The 19,712-nt window shown below is 67.9% G+C and carries 18 protein-coding genes; 7 read left to right on the top strand and 11 right to left on the bottom strand.

The genetic code is table 11. The features are described 5' to 3' along the window. Positions 1-536 precede the first annotated feature (536 nt). A complete protein-coding gene (locus tag FRCN3DRAFT_RS0225295; RefSeq protein WP_007516022.1) occupies positions 537-1,394 on the bottom strand; it encodes a hypothetical protein in 858 nt (285 codons plus the stop codon). A 694-nt stretch (positions 1,395-2,088) separates the two neighbouring features. On the opposite strand from FRCN3DRAFT_RS0225295, the gene FRCN3DRAFT_RS0225290 reads away from it, so the two are divergent. Further along, the gene (locus FRCN3DRAFT_RS0225290) at positions 2,089-2,376 is read left to right on the top strand and encodes a hypothetical protein (protein WP_007516021.1); all 288 of its coding nucleotides are present in this window, start codon (positions 2,089-2,091) and stop codon (positions 2,374-2,376) included. 263 nt (positions 2,377-2,639) lie between these two features. Here FRCN3DRAFT_RS0225290 and FRCN3DRAFT_RS0225285 read toward each other — a convergent pair whose 3' ends face one another. Together FRCN3DRAFT_RS0225285 and FRCN3DRAFT_RS0225280 are read right to left on the bottom strand one after the other, a co-directional pair. Then, complete coding sequence (locus tag FRCN3DRAFT_RS0225285; RefSeq protein ID WP_007516020.1) at positions 2,640-3,674, bottom strand: terpene synthase family protein; 1,035 nt, start codon at positions 3,672-3,674, stop codon at positions 2,640-2,642. 600 nt (positions 3,675-4,274) lie between these two features. Further along, positions 4,275-5,372 (bottom strand): integrase core domain-containing protein, encoded by a 1,098-nt coding sequence (locus FRCN3DRAFT_RS0225280; RefSeq protein WP_007516019.1) that lies wholly within the window; start codon positions 5,370-5,372, stop codon positions 4,275-4,277. Between the two features lie 314 nt (positions 5,373-5,686). Here FRCN3DRAFT_RS0225280 and FRCN3DRAFT_RS0225275 point away from each other — a divergent pair, with 314 nt between their 5' ends. Together FRCN3DRAFT_RS0225275 and FRCN3DRAFT_RS0225270 are read left to right on the top strand one after the other, a co-directional pair. Further along, a complete protein-coding gene (locus FRCN3DRAFT_RS0225275) occupies positions 5,687-6,184 on the top strand; it encodes an integrase core domain-containing protein (protein WP_007516018.1) in 498 nt (165 codons plus the stop codon). Between the two features lie 674 nt (positions 6,185-6,858). After that, positions 6,859-7,290: a GNAT family N-acetyltransferase gene (locus FRCN3DRAFT_RS0225270; protein WP_035925188.1), complete on the top strand. Its 432-nt coding sequence runs from the start codon at positions 6,859-6,861 to the stop codon at positions 7,288-7,290. Positions 7,291-7,330: 40 nt separating this feature from the next. Here the strand turns inward: FRCN3DRAFT_RS0225270 and FRCN3DRAFT_RS0225265 are convergent, their stop codons facing one another. Together FRCN3DRAFT_RS0225265 and FRCN3DRAFT_RS0225260 are read right to left on the bottom strand one after the other, a co-directional pair. Beyond that, positions 7,331-8,314, bottom strand: a complete 984-nt coding sequence (locus tag FRCN3DRAFT_RS0225265) for a phosphotransferase enzyme family protein (RefSeq protein ID WP_007516016.1) — start codon at positions 8,312-8,314, stop codon at positions 7,331-7,333. A gap of 262 nt (positions 8,315-8,576) precedes the next feature. Beyond that, positions 8,577-9,671 carry an IS110 family RNA-guided transposase gene (locus FRCN3DRAFT_RS0225260; RefSeq protein ID WP_106410518.1) on the bottom strand — a complete coding sequence of 365 codons (1,095 nt, stop codon included), beginning with the start codon at positions 9,669-9,671 and terminating at the stop codon, positions 8,577-8,579. 253 nt (positions 9,672-9,924) lie between these two features. Between FRCN3DRAFT_RS0225260 and FRCN3DRAFT_RS0225255 the strand changes: the two genes are divergently transcribed. The 3 genes from FRCN3DRAFT_RS0225255 to FRCN3DRAFT_RS0225245 all read left to right on the top strand — a co-directional run bounded on the left by FRCN3DRAFT_RS0225255 (position 9,925) and on the right by FRCN3DRAFT_RS0225245 (position 11,437). Next, positions 9,925-10,635 carry an IS6 family transposase gene (locus FRCN3DRAFT_RS0225255; RefSeq protein ID WP_027140918.1) on the top strand — a complete coding sequence of 237 codons (711 nt, stop codon included), beginning with the start codon at positions 9,925-9,927 and terminating at the stop codon, positions 10,633-10,635. 67 nt (positions 10,636-10,702) lie between these two features. After that, positions 10,703-11,092, top strand: coding sequence for an integrase core domain-containing protein (locus tag FRCN3DRAFT_RS0225250; RefSeq protein WP_007515085.1), 390 nt, complete (start codon positions 10,703-10,705; stop codon positions 11,090-11,092). A 132-nt stretch (positions 11,093-11,224) separates the two neighbouring features. After that, entirely contained in the window at positions 11,225-11,437 is a 213-nt protein-coding gene (locus FRCN3DRAFT_RS0225245; RefSeq protein WP_007515086.1) for a hypothetical protein, read from the top strand. On the opposite strand, the gene FRCN3DRAFT_RS0225240 is transcribed toward FRCN3DRAFT_RS0225245, so the two are convergent. Next, entirely contained in the window at positions 11,438-11,629 is a 192-nt protein-coding gene (locus FRCN3DRAFT_RS0225240; RefSeq protein WP_007515087.1) for a hypothetical protein, read from the bottom strand. It lies immediately after the preceding gene. A 154-nt stretch (positions 11,630-11,783) separates the two neighbouring features. Further along, complete coding sequence (locus tag FRCN3DRAFT_RS0225235; RefSeq protein WP_007515089.1) at positions 11,784-15,380, bottom strand: tetratricopeptide repeat protein; 3,597 nt, start codon at positions 15,378-15,380, stop codon at positions 11,784-11,786. 210 nt (positions 15,381-15,590) lie between these two features. Between FRCN3DRAFT_RS0225235 and FRCN3DRAFT_RS51875 the strand changes: the two genes are divergently transcribed. After that, positions 15,591-15,827, top strand: coding sequence for a hypothetical protein (locus tag FRCN3DRAFT_RS51875; RefSeq protein ID WP_083401291.1), 237 nt, complete (start codon positions 15,591-15,593; stop codon positions 15,825-15,827). A 39-nt stretch (positions 15,828-15,866) separates the two neighbouring features. On the opposite strand, the gene FRCN3DRAFT_RS0225230 is transcribed toward FRCN3DRAFT_RS51875, so the two are convergent. The 4 genes from FRCN3DRAFT_RS0225230 to FRCN3DRAFT_RS0225220 form a co-directional block, all read right to left on the bottom strand. Next, positions 15,867-16,577, bottom strand: a complete 711-nt coding sequence (locus tag FRCN3DRAFT_RS0225230; RefSeq protein WP_027140917.1) for an IS6 family transposase — start codon at positions 16,575-16,577, stop codon at positions 15,867-15,869. A gap of 7 nt (positions 16,578-16,584) precedes the next feature. Further along, positions 16,585-17,763 (bottom strand): NACHT domain-containing protein, encoded by a 1,179-nt coding sequence (locus FRCN3DRAFT_RS0225225; RefSeq protein WP_007515083.1) that lies wholly within the window; start codon positions 17,761-17,763, stop codon positions 16,585-16,587. A 197-nt stretch (positions 17,764-17,960) separates the two neighbouring features. After that, positions 17,961-18,128: a recombinase family protein gene (locus tag FRCN3DRAFT_RS54295; protein WP_157845259.1), complete on the bottom strand. Its 168-nt coding sequence runs from the start codon at positions 18,126-18,128 to the stop codon at positions 17,961-17,963. Between the two features lie 311 nt (positions 18,129-18,439). Next, positions 18,440-19,501, bottom strand: coding sequence for a hypothetical protein (locus tag FRCN3DRAFT_RS0225220; protein WP_007515082.1), 1,062 nt, complete (start codon positions 19,499-19,501; stop codon positions 18,440-18,442). Positions 19,502-19,712: the final 211 nt, after the last annotated feature.

Raw genomic sequence — 19,712 nt, 5'->3', positions numbered from 1 at the left:
CAGGTCTCACAGCTCGCGTTCCAGGTGCACGATCGGCCCGCTGCCGCGTTGTCGAGTGGCGGATCGGCGGACCGAACTGGTTGATCAGATCGCCAACCGACCGCTCCGCCTCGGCATAGCTCGCTTCGCTGCTACTTGTGGTGGCCATGCGACCGGACAACTACAACAGCAGCAGCTTGTGGGCACGCGGATCGCGCCGATCTGGGCTCGACGCAGTCGACCTAACCGACTGCTCCGGCCTTACCCATGCTTCCTACGCAGCTGCCGGCATTCAGATCCCTCGTACCGCCCAGACCAGTACGAGGCTGGGCCTTTGCTCCCAGTAGGGACACCGCTGCGTGGCCGGCTGTCGTGGTCATCTCGGCGGAGTTTTTCGTGGGCTGCTGTTCGCGGCAGCCCGCTGCACCGTGTCTTCGTGCCTGCCGGCTACATGACCGACTGGGCGGGGATGCCGCCGGTCACCGGGCTGATCCGCGATGATGTCTCCATGGGGGATTCGCGGTCACGTCGGCGCGCCGGCGTCGCGCCCAGCCGGATCAGCCGCTACAGGCGCTCCGCTTCAGGACGTAGCCGCTGTCCCCGCCGATCTGTGCCTCGACCATGCCGATGCCGCGCGCGAAGTACTCGGTGATCGGCTTGCCCTGGATGGTCGCCAGCACGCCGGCCCCATCCTGCGCGGCGGACGGCGTCGCGTTCACGTAGTGGACGTCTGTCTCGGTGACCGTCACCCCGACGATGTCCTGGTAGGTGCCGCTCGGTGTCGCGATGGTGGCTACCTTGGGGGCCGCCGTCACCGTGTAGGTGATCGAGATCTTCAGCGCGTCGCCGTCCGTGATCATGTCGCGGATCTCGTTCTGCGCCTCTGGGGTCGTCGCCGACATCGCCATCGTGAGCGTCGACCGGCGGGACTCGCCGCGCGCGAGTTCGGTCGGGCTGGGCCAGACGACCGGGTTGTCGACGGTGAAGACGTAGGGCTTCGCCGCGGCGGGCTTCTGCGCGACGGTGACCGTGCCGTTGCGGTGCACGAAGTACGGCACCGTCTGCGTCACCGGCCTCGTGTACTCGTCGGCGCCTGGCGGGAAGGTCATGACGGTGATGATGTATTCGGTGCCGTCGGCCCGTTCGGTCTCGTCGTCGGTGTCCAGCGCCATCCTCGGCGTGACGGCCGGGTCCGCGCCGACCAGCGAGCACCCGTGCCCGACGGCGAACGCGAGGTACTCCTTCCAGCCGTTGCCGTCCGCGGCGGCGCTCGACGGCGCCGACGTGACGGTCCGCGCCGTGGTGCCGCTGCCGGTGACCTCCGGCGGAGTCAGGTCGTTGGCGCAGGCCGCGCACGTGGCCACGACGACCCAGGACACGGCAGCGCTCACCCGTGCCGGCAGCCGATGACGCATCGAATCCTCCCTAGAAGCCTGGGAAGCATACCGATGGTGCAGTACGTCGGGCCGGGAATGCTCCCGGCCCAGACGCCCGCGGGGCCGCCCGCACGACGCGCGCATCGACGCTCCACTCGTCTCGCACACGTCTCTCCTGCTCTACGCGCGTGCACGGCGGCTGGTCGGCGCGCCCCGAGCCGGCTGCGTCGCCGTTCGATGATGACCGACGGCGCGCTGTTTGCGCCTGTGCGCCGCGGACGGCGCCTGCACCGCGGGTCGAGCGTCGGGACCCACTGCCCCGCACCGAGACCGCATCAAGATCGTCGAATACGACAGGGTTCGAATATCAGCACCCTGCCAGTTAACTGAGTCTTCGTGAGGCTCTGCATAGGCGCCAGCGACGACCGACGTAGGGCGTCGGGTGGGGAGGGGCGGAGCGTGAGGATGATTGCGATAATGGAGGCATGACGGTACCGTCCGAGCGGCGTGTCGCCATGATCGGCATCACGTTGCTCGTCACTATCGCCGGGCTGGGAGTGCTGGTAGGGCTGCGGACGTTCCACTCGTCCATGGACTGGGTGATCGTCGGGCCGCTCTCGTGGGCACGACGAGCCTGTATTTCCTGTGGTCCGCTCGACGGGCAAGGCGGGAGTCCAGCGCGCGGACAGCTGCTGCTCGTGGCGCTCCCGGAACGGCTGACGACGGCGCCCGCTTGGGGGGCAGCGCGGGAACGGCCTATACGCGGGAGCATCACGTCGGCATCAAAGCGGCGGCGCTGTTCGTCGCCTACACCGCGGCGCTCACGCTGGCGGGGTTGATCATCCACGGTATTCACACCGCAGCCGACTGGGTGATAGCACCCGCAATCGCCTACGGCGTGATGACGATCTACCTCGTTTGGGAGGACTACCGGGCACGACAGGAACGGCGGAAGGTCGCGCGGGCGGCCTATAGCGCCAGCTTGTCCAACCAGTTGCCGAGCGTGGCCCGCCGCCAGTAGGACATTGAGCAGGGCTGCCTACTACGCGGGACCGAGACCGCGGTGTCGAGCCAAGGGGCCTGACGCCCAAGAGCGATGCCGGCCGGGTCCAGCCCCGCTGCCGTCAGCCATGGCGAGGCCCAGCCATTACACTGCGGCGCGTAGTCAGCGTGGGATATCGGACCGCCTCCGAGCCGGCGATCGCGAATACGGCAGGGTTCAAATAACGGCACTCCACCAATCGAGTGAGTTTTATTCGCGCCAATGGTCGGCAGAGATTGACTTCACGGTCTTGACGAATCAGTGGGACCTGGATCTTCCAAGACGTTTTCGAAGAATCCGGGGCCGGTCCGAGGGAGGACCTCCAGCGCGGTGGTGTAGCGCAGGGTCTCGGTTTCCCACGCGTGATAGCCGCAGATCCAGGCGGTTAGGACGCCGACATAGGTGGTCACGGTGGCGCGCTGCGTGGCGGGGAGTGCGAGGTGGGTGCACATGGCCGGGACGTCGTGGGCCAGCTCCTGGAAGCGGGTGCAGCGTCGGTGGACTTCCCCTTGAGCCGCAGCGACCGCCTCGTCGCGGGTGTAGTGCCGGGTGTGTTCGAGAACCAGGACGAGGTTGTCCATGTCCCCGCGCGCTTCCTCCTTCTCCAGGGAGTACACGTCGTTGCACATCAGCGTGATGTCGATGGCGATCTCTCGCATGATCCTGAGCTGCGGGCTGTGGAACACGGCTGGAGGCAGCGTGAGGCCTGCGGCGTGTTCCCCCAGCGACAGCGGCAGTGTCGTCCCGGCGATGCCCCGCCGGACCTGGAGGTACTGCTCCATGTCGGCCGGCACCCCACGGCGCCGGTTGAGCGCCTCGTGGGCGTGGGCGGCGAAGTAGTACTCCCACTCGCTGGCGACCCGGGCCGCCCAGGCGGGCGAGGCACCATGGGTGCTGCGCCGCCAAAGGTCAGCGAAGGCGACCGAGCACGGGTCGTCGCCGTGGCGAGGGGAGGTGCCGTGAATGATGTCGATCAGGCCTTGGCACACTCGGGCTACGCGGTCGGGCGCCCGACCCAGGGGGCCGTCGAGCTGGTCGTCGAAGACGAAGAAGAACGCCATAGCGTCGGTGCATAGATCTAGCCCCGGTCCGGTGGCGTCGGGGAAGCCGTAGGCGGCGAGCCGGGGAATGTCCCACGAGGTGTACCAGTCCACCGACCGTTCGCCACCCACAAGCCCGTGCCGACGGACCCAGGCGAGGTTGCGAGCGCGTGCGCCTTCCATGTCCTGGTGGACGCGGAGCGGAAAGGGCAGATCGAATGCGACGTCCTGCGGCATGGACCCTCCACACGCCGGCCCGCCCTCTGGCTTACCGGCCACCGCTTCAGGTGTAACCCGGCGCGGCCCAACGCAGCTGGTCATGTGAGATTTCCGCGAGAAGGAGCGTTCCTCCATCGGCGGCAACCTGAAACCGCCCTGATCGAACGGTTACCTCCCACGACGACGGTCCTGACACACCGCTGCATCGCCTCGCCGAACATGATCGGCGCCCCGTGAAGCCGCCGCCGCCCCCGTCAGCCGGCGAGGCAATCCGATCCGCCACGAGACGATACGAGGCCGCCACGCGAGGAGGAATACTGCGCACGCCTAATACCAGCACTCTGCCAGTCAACTGAAATCTATGTAGGTTCTTGGCTTCGTCCCTGATACGGCGGCTGCGACGGTCGGACCGTCCGCCGCCGGCCCGCAGACAGCGTGAGGCGAGGTGGCGTCTACCACCGTGTGGGCTCCCCGCTCCCCGCTCCCCGCCCCCCGCTCACCGTCTGTCACTCTGGCCGTAGGAGGTCCCTGTCCTCGGGGACTACTGGGCGAGTGTTGGGATTCGTCCGATAACGTCACCCAGCGCGGTGTACCTGCCGAAAAGTACGTCCGGGCAGGTCAGGCTGCATGCTCGTACTCGTGCAGGATCCCGCCGAGCCGGTCGTGTCGGTGGATGGTGAGGTGGGTGAGCCGGTTCGGGTCGGTGATCGGTTCGGGCAGCGGGCGCCGTGGTCTGGCGTTGGCGATGCCCTGGTGTGGTCGGTGCGTGTTATAGAACGCCTCGTATGTACGGAGTGCGTGCAGAAGATGGCGCTGGTTCCAAATCAGGGTCTGGTCGAGCAGTTCTCGGCGGCAGGTCCGTACCCACCGTTCCATGATCGCGTTCATCCGTGGGGCTTGAACACCGCCTCGCACGACCGTGATTCCGGCGTCGGCGAGGATCGCATCGAACAGGGCTGGGTATTTGCCGTCGCGGTCGCGGATGAGGAAACGGGCGGTCGAGGCGGCGTCGTGGAGGTCCATGGCGAGGTTGCGGGCGGCCTGGGTCACCCAGGCGGCGGTGGGATGCGCGGTGGCGCCCAGGATCCGGATGCGCCGGGTGGAGTGTTCGATCACCGCGAGGATGTAGAGGCGTGTCCCGGTCAGGGTCAGGGTCTCGCGGAAGTCGGCGGCGAGCAGGCCGTTGGCCTGGGAACGTAGGAAGTCGGCCCAGGTGGTGACGGTCCGGTTGGGCGCGGGGTCGATGCCTGCCTCGCGCAGGATCTCCCAGACCGTGGACGGGGCGACCTTGATGCCGAGGACCAGGAGCTCGCCGTGTATCCGTCTGTAGCCCCAGCCCCTGTTCTCCCGGGCCAGACGCAACACGAGGGCACGGATCGAGGCCACAGTGTGGGGCCGGCCGCGCCGCTTGGGGCGGGAGGCGGCGGCGTGGTGGCGGGCGATCAGATTGCGGTGCCAGCGTAGGACGGTCTCCGGGCGCACGAGTAGCCGCAGGCGGTGCAGTGTTGGCCGCGGCAGCGCGTGCAGGAGTGCCGCGAGCAGGGCGCGGTCGGTAGACTGGAACTGGATCCTTTGGCCGTCGAGCTGGCGTTGGAGCACGGCGATCTGGTGTCGCAGGGTGAGGATCTCGATGTCCTTATCGCGGTCACCGCGGGGCAGCAGGCGCAGCAGCGCGAAGACGTTCGCGACACCGAGGTAGGTCAGCCGAAGCACCATGAACCGGCATCCTCGCCCAGCACCCGGTCCTGCCGGGCGAGGGCCGGACGCTGGGAGGGCCACGATCGGTCCCGACGGCTGCGACCGCCCTGACCAGGGCGGATGGCATATTCGGCAGGCACACTGCTGGTACTCGGCGTGAAGGTCGCCCCTTCCACGGTCTGGGAGATCCTTCGCGCCGCAGGCGTCGACCCGCACCCGACCGCACCGCGACCACCTGGGCCGACTTCCTACGTTCCCAGGCCAACGGCCTGCTCGCCGCCGACTTCCGCGAGACCCTGACCCTGACCGGGACACGGCTGTACATCCTCGCGGTGATCGAACACTCCACCCGCCGCATCCGGATCCTCGGCGCCACCGCGCACCCCACCGCCGCGTGGGTGACCCAGGCCGCCCGCAACCTCGCCATGGACCTCCACGACGCCGGCTGCACCGCCCGCTACCTCATCCGCGACCGAGACAGCAAATACCCGGCCCTGTTCGACGTGATCCTCGCCGACGCCGGGATCACAGTCGTCCGCAGCGGCGTCCGAGTCCCACGCATGAACGCGATCATGGAAAGGTGGGTAGGAACCTGCCGCCGGGAGCTCCTCGACCGAACCTTGATCTGGAACCAGCGCCACCTCCTGCATGCTCTCCGCGCATACGAGGCGTTCTACAACGATCATCGGTCACATCAGGGCATCGCCGATGCCAGGCCACTCCAACCGCTGCCCGAACCGATCACCGACCCGAACCGGCTCGCCCACCTAGACATCCGCAGACGCGACCGCCTCGCCGGCATCCTGCACGAATACGAACACGCAGCCTGACCAGCCCAGACGTATTTTTCGGCAGGAACAGGGCCACCGGGCGAGGCGGTGCCGGTCGGCCAGCCAGCTAAGCGTGGACCGGGCCGTGCGCCATCCACCCCACTGGGACCAATCCCATGGGCACTATAGGGATCTGACCGGAACGACGAATCCGTATGGAGAGAATCGCCGTTGCTGGCAAGCCGCCAGCGCGCCGGGCGCGTCCCCGCGGCGCGCACTGGCACTGCCAGCAGGCTGCACAGCGAGAGGCCGACCGGGCCGTGACCAGCAAGCTTGCCCAGTAGGTCAGGCCGTTCGCTGGATCCTCGCCAACGACGGACGGCGACTCCCAGCGCGATCCGATCCCTACAGGCATTGTAGGGATCGAGCGAAGATGAGCAGCCGATCCTTGGGGTTCGCAGCTATGTGAGCAAAACTGTGGTCGCGCGGCGGAGCCAGTTGAGCAGTTCTTGCTAGTGCTGACGGGATCTGGGCTCCATTGTCAACTACTGAACGTGACCGCAGTCTGGGTCCAGTGGGGGAGGCCGAGAACGGGCTCGACGCCGCTGGACGGTCTGCCCGTCACGCCCAGCGGACGCGGTAGGGCCAGCATTCCATGGCGGTGTCCAGCCACCGCCTGCTGTGGGAGAATCGCGCTGATGGGGTGGGACCGGCGTTCGGGACGGGCGGGAGCTGTGAGGATCGAACCGGCGGACGACGCCATGTTCTGCGAACGCGACGCCTGGCGCTACGACCCGCCTTACGACTTCTACGACACCGACGGCCTACCCGTGAAGAACCCCGAGCTCTTCTTCGCCGTGCGCGACGACGACGGCACCCTCATCGGCTTCTACTTCTTTGAGCCGGTCGACGACGGGCTGTTCTACGGGTTTGGCCTGCGGCCGGATCTCACTGGTCGTGGGCTCGGCGAGCAGTTCGTGCTGGCGGGCCTGGAGTTCGCCCGCCCTATCTACGGCCGGTGCCGCGTGGTGCTCGATGTCGCGGCCTTCAACGAACGCGCCATCCGCCTGTACCGGCGCCTCGGTTTCATCGAGACCGGCCGGCATACCGAGACGTTCGACGGTTACGGGCCCGTGGAGTTCGTTGACATGGAAAAGCCCGGCTGAACGCCTTCCGCGTCGGGTTGGGTCGATGTGGAGGCCCCAGTCACAGCACTCGATCAAGTGACCGCTGGATGGAGTCCATCACCTCGTCCAGGTCGGCCGCGAATGCCGGATTGACCTGAGCCATCCCGGCGAACCACAGGCCGAAGGCGACGTCTCGAGTGGCGATGAAGTCGTCCAGGTGAATGAGATCGGGCAGCTCGCGGCGTTCACTGTAGCCATTGAGAAGCGCCGTACGGATTGCGGTGTAGTCGGCCCGGCCACGATATTCCCACAGTGGTACCGCGATGTCATAGAGCCAGTAACCGAATCCGCAGTCGTCGAAGTCGATCAGCCGCACCGCATCACCGTCGAACAGAGCATTCTCCAGATGCAGGTCGGCATGGATCAGGCCGAAGGCGTCCGGCTTCGATCCAAGACCCGCCATGACAGTACGCATCCGGCGCGCGACCTCATCGAATTGCGCGCGCACCGGCGACGGCAGCAGGTCCCAGCACCCGGCTGCGGACACGCCGCCGTACTCCATGGTGTTGCCGAAGAAGGTCTCCCAGTCCCACCGCATGCGTACGAACCCGGAAGGCGGAGCCCACACCGAAGCGTGATTGTGCAAACGGGCGAGGATGCCACCCAATCGCCGGAAGTGCACGGACCGCGGATTGGCCGCCTGCATTCGTCCGTTCTGCCAGCCGAGGACCGAGCAGACCCGGCCGTCGGCGACGGTGGTCCACTGTCCACTGCGGGCCCGGATCGGCGTCGGCACGCTCAGATCCGTGTCTGCCTGCAATGCGGCCAGCCAGGCCAGCTCCGATCCGACCGCGACCCGCGAATCGACTCCACGGCCGTGCCGGTTCGGCCGGTGTACGCGCATCAGAAATCGGGTATCGCGGGAGTCGACCCGAAACGTGGTGTTCTCGCCGTGCGCGATGAACGACAGGCGTGGCTCGTCGACCGGGTAGTCCGCAAGCGCCCGCATGGCTGTGCGGCGCATGCGTGCGACCTGTGCGCGCTTCGACACTAGTTCGGGCATCTGCGCAACCTATCGCCGACGCCTCGGTGGCGGCCAGGAATTTGTCGGCGGCCCGGACAGGGGACCGTTAAGTTAGCGGCTCTGTTCTCGGGTCAGGCACCCTCGCAGACGCGAGGCTAACGAGCCCCGAAGCGGCTAGACAGTACCACCGACCTCCGGGACACGCCACAGACCACGCCACCGAGCGTCACCAAAGGCAGCGACTGCTCAAATAGACCTGACCACTGCTCGTTCGCTGCTCACAGGGATGCTCCTATGGATGTCAAGTGATCACTGGAAGATCGTTTGGTTCTCGTAGGGTGGTGAGGATCGCGTAGAGTTCCCGGGCGACGTAGCGCTTGAGGCAGCGGATGATCTCTTTCTTGCTCTTGCCCTCCTTGGTGCGGCGCTCGACGTAGGCACGGGTTCTCGCGTCCCAGCGCAGGCGGGAGAGCACGACCCGGTAGAGCGCGGCGTTCGCCTGGCGGTCGCCACCGCGGTTGAGTCGGTAGCGATGGGTCCGGCCTGAGGACGCGGGTAGCGGGGCGACGCCGCAGAGCATTGCGAACGCGGCCTCTGAGCGCATCCGGTCGGGGTTGGCTCCCATGGTGACGAGCATCTGGCCGGCGGTGTCCGGGCCGACGCCTTGGACCTCGAGCAGTTTTGGGCTGATCGTGACCACGAGCCGGTTGATGACTGTGTCGAGGTCGCGGATCTCGACGGACAACCGCTGATGGCGGCGCGCAAGGCTGCGCAGTGCAAGCCGAACAGCGACCGCGGGGTCGCCGGCGTGTGCGACCGCGATGTCGGCGCTGGCGCAGACCTCCACAAGGCGCGTGGCGGTCAGGGCGGACAGTTCGGCACGTACCTGCTCGGGTGCGGTCACGACCAGTGCCTTCATCTGGCGCTGCGCGTCAGCGCGGCCCTCGACCGCGCCACGACGGGCCACCTGCAGAGCACGCAGTGCCTCGACCTGGCCGGTGCGGTCCTTCGGCTTCCCGGTCCGCCGGCCCGCCAGCGCCGCGCGGGCCGCGGCCTCGGCGTCGACCGGGTCGGACTTGCCCTGCCAGCGCCGGGCCTTGCGGTCCGGCCGGTCGATCTCGACGACCGCGACACCGGCCGCCGCCAGATGCCGGGCCAGCCCGGCGCCGTATACCCCGGTCCCCTCGACGCCGACCTTCCCAACGGCGCCGAAGCCACGCAGCCAGTCGAGCAGCCGGCCGTAACCCGCCCCGGTCGCGGGGAACTGTTCCACACCGAGAAGCCGCCCGGCGCTATCGAGAGCCGCCGCCGTGTGACTGTCCTTGTGGGTGTCGACACCACCCGTGACCTCATCAGTCTGCTGTGCCATCGTGGGCGCCAGCCGTCCCTTCACCATCACCTCGACCGACAGGGCGGCACGCACCAGCCGGGCGACGGACAAGACAGTGAAGGGGCCTCTGGCCAGGCTCCTATAAGGTCACCCGCCCGTCCGGTGAGTGCACACGAGCCCCGCGCCGGCACGGCCGACAGATCCCGTCCAGGACCCGCAGTCAGTCTGTTGCCGGGTCAGACCGACCGGCGCGGGGCTCACCAACATCCTCACTGTCTGTTGCGTTGGCCGGGCGCGACCGGTCGGGCATGATCGACTGGTGCATCGTCGGCGTGTCCGTCCCGTGGTCGCGGCCTCCGAGTTCGCGGGGTTCCGGTTTCCACCGGAAGTGATCGTGCTGGCCGTCAGGTGGTACCTGCGCTACTCCCTGTCCTACCGGGACGTCGAGGAACTACTCGCCGAGCGCGGCATCGTTGTCGACCATGTGACGCTGTTCCGCTGGGTGCAGCGGTTCACTCCGTTGCTGATCGACGCCGCCCGGCCGTGCCGCCACAGCCCGGCCGACAGATGGTTCACCGATGAGACGTATGTAAAGGTCGCCAGCCGCTGGACGTACCTGTACCGGGCGATCGACCAGTTCGGCCGGGTCATCGACGTCCTCGCCTCCGAGAAACGGGATCTCGCCGCGGCCCGCCGGTTCTTCACCCGGGCGCTGTCCCACGGCCGACGCCCAGTCGAGGTGACCACCGATCGGGCCCCGGCCTACCCACGGGTCCTCGACGAACAGGTGCCCGCCGCCCACCACGTCGACGCCCGGTACGCGAACAACCCGATCGAGGCCGATCATGGCCGATTGAAGGCGCGGCTGCGGCCGATGCGCGGCCTCAAACGGCTGAGCTCCGCCCAGGTGATCGGCTCCGGGCATGCCTTCGTGCAGAACGTTCGCCGCGGCCACTACGAACTCGCCACCGACACCGAACCCCACCAGCGGCTCGCGGCAGCCTTCACCGAACTCGCCCAGGCCATCTGACCAGGTAAACCACCGGCCCTTACCACGCCCCACGCCGGCTCAACGCAACACCGCCCGCCACCTCGCCATGGACCTGGACGGACGCCTCGGCCGCTTCCGGTTCCTCATCCGCGATCGGGACACGAAATTCCCCCAGGCGTTCGACGACGTGTTCGCCTCCGAGGGCGTGCAGGTCGTGCGCACGCCGCCACGGACACCACAGGCGAACTGCTACGCGGAGCGGTTCATCCGCTCTGTGCGCGAGGAGTGCACTGACAGGATCATCCTGTACGGCGAGCGCCACGCCGCCGCGGTGCTCGACGAGTACACCCGCCACTTCGACGATCATCGGCCCCACCAAGGGCGCGACCAGCGCCCACCGAACCACGACCCGGCCGCCGTCACCCCCCTCGACGGCCCGATCCGTCGCCGCAAGATCCTCGGCAGCGTGATCAACGAATACCACCGAGCCGCCTGACCGAACAACGAAACCGCAGGCCAGGCACCCGAATCGAGTTCTGGCACGCTACAACACGGTTCTTCACACGGCGGCGAGGTGATCTGGTTCCAGCGGTCTCGCGAGAAGGCGAGACAGGACGAGGGAGGAACCATGAAGCGACGACTGCTTGCGGCGGCCACCGCGGCCGTACTCACCACCGGCATCACCACGGTGACCATCGTCGGCACGACCGGCACCGCGATCGCCAAGCCCATGACCTGCGCGCTCATCGAGCCCTTCGAGGAGTGGCTGCTCAGCGACATCGTGCCCCCGACCACGGGCATCAAGGGCGCCCTCTTCCACTGGTACTTCACCAACTGCTGATCAGCGATTCCCGGGCTCCGCCACCGCGACCAGCTCGCGGATCTCGCGATTGAGGAGCTTGCCGGTGGCGGTGCGCGGGCGGGCGTCGGCGACGAGGTGCCAGTGGGTGGGGACCTTGTCGTGGGCCAGGGTGGACCGGCACCACGCCTCGAGGTCGGCGGGCGTAGCGCGGGGTTCGCGGTGTCGTCCCACCAGCCTGACCCGCCATGCCACGGGATGACAGCAGGTACACGGGGGGATACCTGCCCTGGCCTCGGCGACCAACCTGGCCGCCTGCCTGCGGTCGCTGGGGCAGCGGGCGGCGGTCGCTGTGCTGACGAGGACGCAGCGCTGCGGTCGCATCCTGTCAGCGATCCCGGTCGGATCTCATGGACGCCCCGAGTACCTCTGCGGGGTCGCCGAGACGTCGCACGTCCGCCGCGGTCGTGGCGACTTCTGCCGTCAGCCCGGACATCTGAAAGAGATCCCCTATGGAGCGGAAAACCCCAACAGTATTGGCGGCCCTGTCCGGATGATCCGCACAGTAGGCACGCAGATGGGTGAGCGCCTCGCGGCAGGCGGGGACGCCAGCTCCCATGAAGATCAACTCAGCGAGATACCCTAGTTGGACCAGGGACCTCGCGAGGGATTCTCGATGCTCTCCGTCAATACTCGCTAGCTCGCGCCAGATTTCGACCGTCTTTCGGGTATAGGCCCTGGCTGCACTGTAGTGGCCGGCCGTGTTGTAGAGCGACGTAAGGCTGCTGAGCGTCCGAGTCCACGACATCATGATCGCGTCGCGACTCACGGGTGCCTGCTCTGACGACCTTCCACGGACATGTCCCGGACCAGGCGTGTCTTCTAGCTGTGACACGAGATCCGACCACGTCGCCGACGCCTCGTCCAGTAGAAGGATCGCCCCGTCATCTCCCCCAAGCGCATCGAAGTAGGCGACCTGGTGCAGGGATCGGGCAAGTGGGTGAAGTAAAATGCCCGGCGATGCCGCTTCCGCGCCGCGTAGGAGCTCCAGCACGTCGCGCGCGACGCTGCGGACGTCGTCGCATTCCAGTCCGAGCTCGCTAAGGGTATCGACCAGGTGCCCCGCCTGTTTCTCCAGCCAGGGGTACCGCCGGCCATTCCTGATTGATTCGACGTCCGGAAGTAGGCCTGCGGCCGCACGGAGTGCATCGACGGCCTTGACCGGGAAGCCGAGGTGAACATGACAGCGAGCCAGCTCGCACAGGGCGCGGTTGAACTCGGGGTTGAACCGGTCGGGGAGTTGCAGCGAAAGCTTCCAGTATAGTTCGGACGCCTCCTCGAGCGCGACGCGCGCCTCGGCGAAGTCTGATCGCGCCGCTTCCTCCTCGCCGGCTCGACGTCTTCCCAGTCCGATCTCAAGGATCGTTTGGCCGATCGAGAGCTCGATCTGGGCAAGGTCGGGCAGATACTTGCCCGCGGCGTCCTCGGCCGCAAGGCGTCGATATCCGGAAAGCGCCTCTCGATAGTGCCGTAGGGCATCGGCGTCGCGGCCGGATTCCCGTAGCGTAGAGCCGATATTGAAAAGAATACCTGAGAGAATTTCCTCGCTATCGTCGCCGCCTGACTGTTGGCACAGACTCTTGGCTTCGGTGGCCGCCGCAAGACCCTTGTCGAGCTTGCCAAGCCCGCTATAGCTACCAGCCAGGGAGCTCAGTAGCTGGGCGTGAGAACTAGGTGATGCAACACGTTCTGGGGTGAACTCCCTGGCCAGTCCGTCGGCTAGCTCGCCCACCTGTACCGCGTCATCGTGCCTTCCGAGCTGGGCATAGCGGACGCTGAGGCAACCGAATAGTTGGAAAGCCAAACGAATCCACTGTTCGAGGTTCTCCGTCGTATTCGGATCCAGTTTGGTAAACTCGACAACGGCTTCCTCGGTAGTTGTGAGCGCCTCGTCGTAGCGGCCCGCGTCCGCATACCTTTCACCAAGCGCGATCAGCGCCCCAACGTGGTATGAACGCATCTCCGGCCCCTCGCGGGCTGCCAGCAGCTGGGTGGCGCAGGCACGAAGGTAGGTGAGACCGACAAGCAGTGCGGCGGCTCCGGCCCCGTGCGGACCAAGAGCGTGCTCAGTAGTGGACACAGCTACGATGAAATTGAGCTCGCGATATGTCAGCCAACAGATCCACAACGCGCCGTTCAGAGTGCCGGCGAGTTCACCGTCCGCATTGGCCAGCGCCCGGTCGACCAGCTCCTGGATATGGTCGGCGAACAGGTCGCCGAGAACCCTGGCTGGCTGCTCCCTCCGCTCCGCCCCCCGCCCGAGCACTTGTAGGAGCCGCGCAAGATGCCTGTCGCCGCAGGCAGGGCTCCGGTAGATCGCCGAGACGACCTCTGCGAGGTCGGCGCTTTGAGCGTGCAGCTCCTCGGCCAGGAGATCCGGACCTATCGAAGAATCCGGGTATACCGCAGAAAGCCATTCGGAGATCTTTGAACGGAGAGTCGGGTCCGCGAATTCAGGGAAGGCCTTCAGCAGGTCGAAGATCTCAGCCCGGCTCGGCGTCACGAGACTGACGACAAGGACCGCTCGATTGGCATGGGATGGATGTAGATCTTCCAGTCGATGCGCCGGCAGATGCGCTGTCCACGCTCTGCGCTCACGTCCAAGGATTTGAGCGAGGACCGTCTCTCGGGTGCTCCGGCCGCCAGCCGGATGATTCACGGTATCGCCCTGCGCAGCGAGCAACGCGGCCATGTGAACGAGCAGCGGGCTTGCGAAGTCATCGCCGGCGACGTCGGGCGGGGTGTATGCAGAGGACCCGAGGTGGTCAGCGAATGCCCGAGTCGCGCGCTCGGCGTGCAACATCCGCTCCTCCTGGTCCATAGGGTGATCCTCCAGAGTGACACGAAGGTCTACCATCTCCGTGACCGTCTGGTCGGTCGCGTCGGCGAGGCGAGACCACCACGAGTCGGAGGCGCCGGTGGCATGTCGCGCCAGAAGCAACACGCGGACCGGAGGTCCTGCCGGCCGATGTGCCAGCGCCGCGAGGCCCTCCTTCACAAGGTCCGACACCTGGTCCGAGTAGTCGAACACCAACAGCGATGGACTATCGACCAATGGGCCTCTGGCGAACGCCGGGGCGTCGACCATGCCGGCGTCCCAGCGTCTGGATCTCATGTGCGAGCACAACTCCGTCGCCAGACGAGTTTTTCCGCTGCCTCCTTGTCCGACGATGAGCGCGACGCTGAATATGTCCGTGCGTTCACACCACTCCACGAGCTCACCCAACAGGCGGCTGCGCCCGAGGAACGGAACGACACCGTAGCGCGGGTTGAGAAGCTGTGCGGGAAGGTACCTGCCCGGCAGGGGAGTGTGGGCTTCGCGTAGATAAGGATGCGCGGACCGAGTCGGCGGCGAACTCTCGGGAAAGCGGTCAAGGAGCCGCGAGAGGACGTCCCCAGGCGTGACAAAATGGCGGTAGCCGGTGCGGACGCCAGACGCCACATCGATCAGGCGGCAAAGTTTGTCGTAGTGCCACACCTCCCATCCTCGAAGGCCGAGGCGCTGTGCGTAGCCCTCCAGGAGAGCATCTACCACGTCGATCCCGCCGCTTCTTGGTGCGGGTGAGAGCACTACGTTGGTGGTGAGCAGAAGAAACTCGGGACGCCGACCTCCTCGGACCCGGTTCGATCCCGGGTCCGACCACTTCTCGAGTTCGGTCCTGACCTGGCCGACGAACCATCCGGCGTCGCGCGTCGCGCCCTCCGGCCGGCGTCGATACTTGGCCTGGAGCACTCCGTAACCCTGCCAGCTACCGCCGCTGACTCTGTCCCGCAGCAGATCGAACGTGCCCTCGAACGAGGCTTCCCGTCCTCCGTCGGGGCCATCACCGAAGACGTGCACCTCCGACCCCAGCTCGGACACCGCGAGCGCCTGCGACAGATGTTCGAACTCTCGGTCGCCCAGCCGGTTGAGATCGTAGTCCACGTACCCGATTCTGCATGGCTCGGCGAACGATCGACGATGGCGTCGTGGATGATGCTTCCGGGTAGCCCGCTCGCACGATGGTCCCGTCGACGTGCGGATCCACCAGTCGGCTGGCGGACAGGGAGCGACACCGGGAATGAGGCGCCGCCTGGCTCCGCCGGCGTCGACTTTCGGAAGTGGTCGATTGCCAGGACGGCCTATGCTATCTCCATGGATGCGGTGGTCGTGGCAATGGGGGCCTGGTGCGACTATGTGACCGAGGACGAGCGCCGCGGCACACCATCCGCGGTGCCGCGGCCTTCGGGGAAAGACAACTCGTCCATGAACACGCTGCACTTTCGCATCGAAGAGTTCGCGACTCTGCGCGACGGAAGACGCCTCATCTTGACCAGAGATCGTGGCTGGAGCGGAAAGCTGTCGGGAGTGCCACCGGCGGTGTTGCGTTGAGCCGGCGTGGGGCGTGGTAAGGGCCGGTGGTTTACCTGGTCAGATGGCCTGGGCGAGTTCGGTGAAGGCTGCCGCGAGCCGCTGGTGGGGTTCGGTGTCGGTGGCGAGTTCGTAGTGGCCGCGGCGAACGTTCTGCACGAAGGCATGCCCGGAGCCGATCACCTGGGCGGAGCTCAGCCGTTTGAGGCCGCGCATCGGCCGCAGCCGCGCCTTCAATCGGCCATGATCGGCCTCGATCGGGTTGTTCGCGTACCGGGCGTCGACGTGGTGGGCGGCGGGCACCTGTTCGTCGAGGACCCGTGGGTAGGCCGGGGCCCGATCGGTGGTCACCTCGACTGGGCGTCGGCCGTGGGACAGCGCCCGGGTGAAGAACCGGCGGGCCGCGGCGAGATCCCGTTTCTCGGAGGCGAGGACGTCGATGACCCGGCCGAACTGGTCGATCGCCCGGTACAGGTACGTCCAGCGGCTGGCGACCTTTACATACGTCTCATCGGTGAACCATCTGTCGGCCGGGCTGTGGCGGCACGGCCGGGCGGCGTCGATCAGCAACGGAGTGAACCGCTGCACCCACCGGTAGACGCTGACGTGATCGACCGTGATGCCGCGCTCGGTCAACAGCTCCTCGACGTCCCGGTAGGAGAGCCCGTAGCGCAGGTACCACCTGACGGCCAGCACGATCACTTCCGGTGGAAACCGGAACCCCGCGAACTCGGAGGCCGCGACCACGGGACGGACACGCCGACGATGCACCAGTCGATCATGCCTGACTGCCAACCCGACCACGGTGCCCAGTCAACGCAACAGCCCCGTTGTAGATGGTGCGTGCGAGGGTGGCCATCAGCGGGGTCGTCGGCGCCTGGGCGACTGGTGCCGGCCAGGTGTTGAGCAGGGGGTCCCAGCGGGCGGCGCCGGTTGGGCCGCCGGAGGAGGCACGTAGGTAGTCGGCGACCACGGCCGCGTCCAGCGGGCAGAGCTGGATGCCGGCGGCGCCGGCCAGGCGTATCTCGGGTCCGCCGGGCGGGCAGACCGCCCGCTGGTAGGGGTCGGTGCGGGCAGTGACCACCAGCCGGATTCCGGCAGGGGCCGCGTCGTTGATCCGGGCGATCGCGGCGCCGCGGACCGTGTCGGCGATCTCGTCGAGGCCGTCGAGGATCGACAGGATCAGCCCGGCGTCGAGCAGCGCTTTGGCCCGGCTGGTCTCGGCGTCGCCCGGTGCGGGTTCGGTCAGGCCGGGATAGTCGATGGCCAGCCGGGTCTCCAGCCAGCTGTGCAGGGACTGCTGGTGGGGGTTCCAGGACGCCAGCGCGACCAGGACCGGGACCGGCCCGCCCGGGGCACGCCGGACGGCGGCGAGCAGGTCGAGGACCAGGCGCACGGTGAGCATCGTCTTGCCCGCCCCGGGTTCGCCGAGCACGACCAGCCGGCCGGTCGGGACCCGGTCGAGCAGACCCGCGAGATCACCGTCACCGCCGGCGAGGTCGCCCGGCCCGGCCGCCCACACCTGCGGCGTGCCCGGTGGCGTTGGCGGCGGGGGTGGTGGCCAGCCGGCTCCGGAGCTCGCCAGCCGCACCAGCGACTCCCACTGCTGCACCAGGTCGCTGTCCGCCGGGATCCAGCGCACCGGCAGCGGATACGGGTCATTGAGCCGGCGTAGTCCGACTTCGTGCTCCCACTGGCGGCGTACTGCGATCGCGAGCTGGTCGGCGACCCCGGCCAGGTCCAGTGCGCCGGCCGCTGCCTCTCGCCGGTTGGCCTGGTAGGCCGCCCAGGCCAGGTACAGACCCGGTGGCACGAAAGGCGCCCCCACGACAGTCACCCAGTCAGCCGCCGAGCCCGGCACCCCCACCACCACCACTGTCACCGCCGTCAGAACAGCCGAGACACCCAGCAGCGCGAGCGCGACGACCCGGGCGCCCCCAGTGCATGTTCCCCCCATGACAGCATCATCGTCGCCGATCTGTCACCACCAGCGACAAGGCCGACATCCGCCACGCCAAACACCCGGGCAGGGCAGGCATCACCGGCCTCGATACCGCCGCAGCTGTCCGCCGAAAGGTGCAGAACCACCGGAACACCTCAAGCGGCCCGAGTAGACCAGTCGACCTGAGCAGCGCCAGCTCACGACCAGGACGGCTATGCAGATCTACTGGGAGCCGACACCCGGCTCACAGATGGTTTGTCGAGTTCGGGGCGGTGGGCGAGCTTACCTGCGGCCTTGTCGATGAAGATCTCGTCGCGGCCGGCCGCCTGCAGCGCGGCGCGCTGGTCACGGGGGGAGACCCGTCCGTAGCTGACATGCATGATCGGTTCGTAACGCGAATGGGGGTATGCGTGTCATAGGTGCGTACACGGCATGCGTTACGCATGCGACCTGCGGAGACGCATTGTCGATCTCTGCGTCTCATGAACGTTCGTTACCGGACACCCGCCCGCTGTCGGGACTCTTCGTTCCGCTGCTCCCGACAGGGCCGGGGCTGCTACAGCTCACGTTCGTCTGCCGACGGCCAGCCGGGCATTGCCCTTTCTGCCGTCTCGGCGGACCCCTCCGAGAGACGCCTGACCGGACAGAGCTGATTCGCCCCCCAGCGCCCGCGGCCGGCGATCCGGGCGCCTCAGCGCACCCGCCAGCGGCCCACCGCGACGTTCCCGCTGCCACCGCCGAGCACAAACTGGACGTACCGCAGTTGCACCCCGTCCTGGACCTCGACGGTGCGCAGGACGCTGAGGCGCGCGCCCGCCTCGAGGGTCTGGGCCGGCGTGTCCGGGCCGAGCCCGCTGAAGGTGAACCCCAGGCTGAAGTCCTGCCCCTGCGTGTCGAAGATGCTCGTCTCGGCGGGGTCCCAGCTCGGGGTCGTACCGACGTTGCGGACGTCGAACTCGGCGACGACGAGGTGGGAGCCCGCCGGCCCGGTGGCGGCCCCGCCGTTCTGCGCCGGCGCCGGGTCGACCACTCGCCGCAGCGTCACCGCCAGGTGGACGGGGTTGGACGCGTCCGGGCCCGTCTGTCCGCCGCTGGTCCCGGGTGCACTGGCGAACGTCGTCGCCGTGAGGGTGGTCGTGGCGCCGGGGGCGAGCAGCGGCCCCGGCACCGCCGGCGGTCCGGCGGTGTCCGGCCGGGTGGGGATCGTCTCGGCCGCCCATTCGGCCGCGCCGAACGCCGGCGCGGCGCCCGTGGTCAGCAGCCGCCCGAAGCGGACCGTGCGCACGCTCGCCCCGGCCGGCACCACGTAGGGGATCGACGCGGTCAGCGTCTCGCCCGGCCCCAGCCAGGCGACCAGCGGCGCCGGTGCGCCGGTAGTGGGCAGCGTCGGGTAACCCGCGCCCCGGGTCGGGTGGCCGCCCGCGTCGACCAGCGCCGACTGGCTCGGCGCCTGGACAGGGAGGACGGCGCCCTTGGTGTTGGTCAGGCGCCAGCGGATCGACAGCGTGCGCGTGGCGCCGGTCGGCGCCAGCGACCCGGACAGCTGGACCGGGGTGGCCGTCAGCGTGGCGGCCCACCCGCCGAGCGGGACCTGCCGGGTCAGCGAGGCCGGCACCGAGCCGCCGGAGCCGCCGGAGCCGCAGCCCGCTGCCGCGCCTGCGGCCACGAGCGCGACCGTGGCCGCGAGTACGGACAGCACGCGCCGCCGAGGGCGCCGGGCCGCCGCAGGCACGAAACCGTCGCTGACCAGCATGCAGCTCTCCATCCGACTTATCCCGATACGTCCCGCTTCAGGCTGCCACGGCGGCATTTTCACCGACGGGCGGGGTCGGGGCTCGGGCGGGGCGACGTTGCGCCAGCTGCGCCACTCGGCGCTCACACACGCCGCCGAGGACGGCGCGAACACCTCGACGCTCCTGTCCTACTCGGGCCACACCTCGGTCGCCTCCCTGGCGCGCTATGCC

Origin of the sequence: Pseudofrankia saprophytica (assembly GCF_000235425.2) — a bacterium.
GTDB classification, from domain to species: domain Bacteria; phylum Actinomycetota; class Actinomycetes; order Frankiales; family Frankiaceae; genus Pseudofrankia; species Pseudofrankia saprophytica.
This window is presented reverse-complemented; position numbering and strand designations above follow the sequence as displayed.

What these genes read in the sequence shown, in the direction of transcription:
- FRCN3DRAFT_RS0225295 (WP_007516022.1), bottom strand. Translation starts at nt 1,394, where the DNA reads ATGCGTCATCGGCTGCCGGCACGGGTGAGCGCTGCCGTGTCCTGGGTC.
- FRCN3DRAFT_RS0225285 (WP_007516020.1), bottom strand. Translation starts at nt 3,674, where the DNA reads ATGCCGCAGGACGTCGCATTCGATCTGCCCTTTCCGCTCCGCGTCCAC.
- FRCN3DRAFT_RS0225280 (WP_007516019.1), bottom strand. Translation starts at nt 5,372, where the DNA reads ATGGTGCTTCGGCTGACCTACCTCGGTGTCGCGAACGTCTTCGCGCTG.
- FRCN3DRAFT_RS0225265 (WP_007516016.1), bottom strand. Translation starts at nt 8,314, where the DNA reads ATGCCCGAACTAGTGTCGAAGCGCGCACAGGTCGCACGCATGCGCCGC.
- FRCN3DRAFT_RS0225260 (WP_106410518.1), bottom strand. Translation starts at nt 9,671, where the DNA reads ATGGTGAAGGGACGGCTGGCGCCCACGATGGCACAGCAGACTGATGAG.
- FRCN3DRAFT_RS0225250 (WP_007515085.1), top strand. Translation starts at nt 10,703, where the DNA reads ATGGACCTGGACGGACGCCTCGGCCGCTTCCGGTTCCTCATCCGCGAT.
- FRCN3DRAFT_RS0225245 (WP_007515086.1), top strand. Translation starts at nt 11,225, where the DNA reads ATGAAGCGACGACTGCTTGCGGCGGCCACCGCGGCCGTACTCACCACC.
- FRCN3DRAFT_RS51875 (WP_083401291.1), top strand. Translation starts at nt 15,591, where the DNA reads ATGGATGCGGTGGTCGTGGCAATGGGGGCCTGGTGCGACTATGTGACC.
- FRCN3DRAFT_RS0225225 (WP_007515083.1), bottom strand. Translation starts at nt 17,763, where the DNA reads ATGGGGGGAACATGCACTGGGGGCGCCCGGGTCGTCGCGCTCGCGCTG.
- FRCN3DRAFT_RS54295 (WP_157845259.1), bottom strand. Translation starts at nt 18,128, where the DNA reads ATGCATGTCAGCTACGGACGGGTCTCCCCCCGTGACCAGCGCGCCGCG.
- FRCN3DRAFT_RS0225220 (WP_007515082.1), bottom strand. Translation starts at nt 19,501, where the DNA reads ATGCTGGTCAGCGACGGTTTCGTGCCTGCGGCGGCCCGGCGCCCTCGG.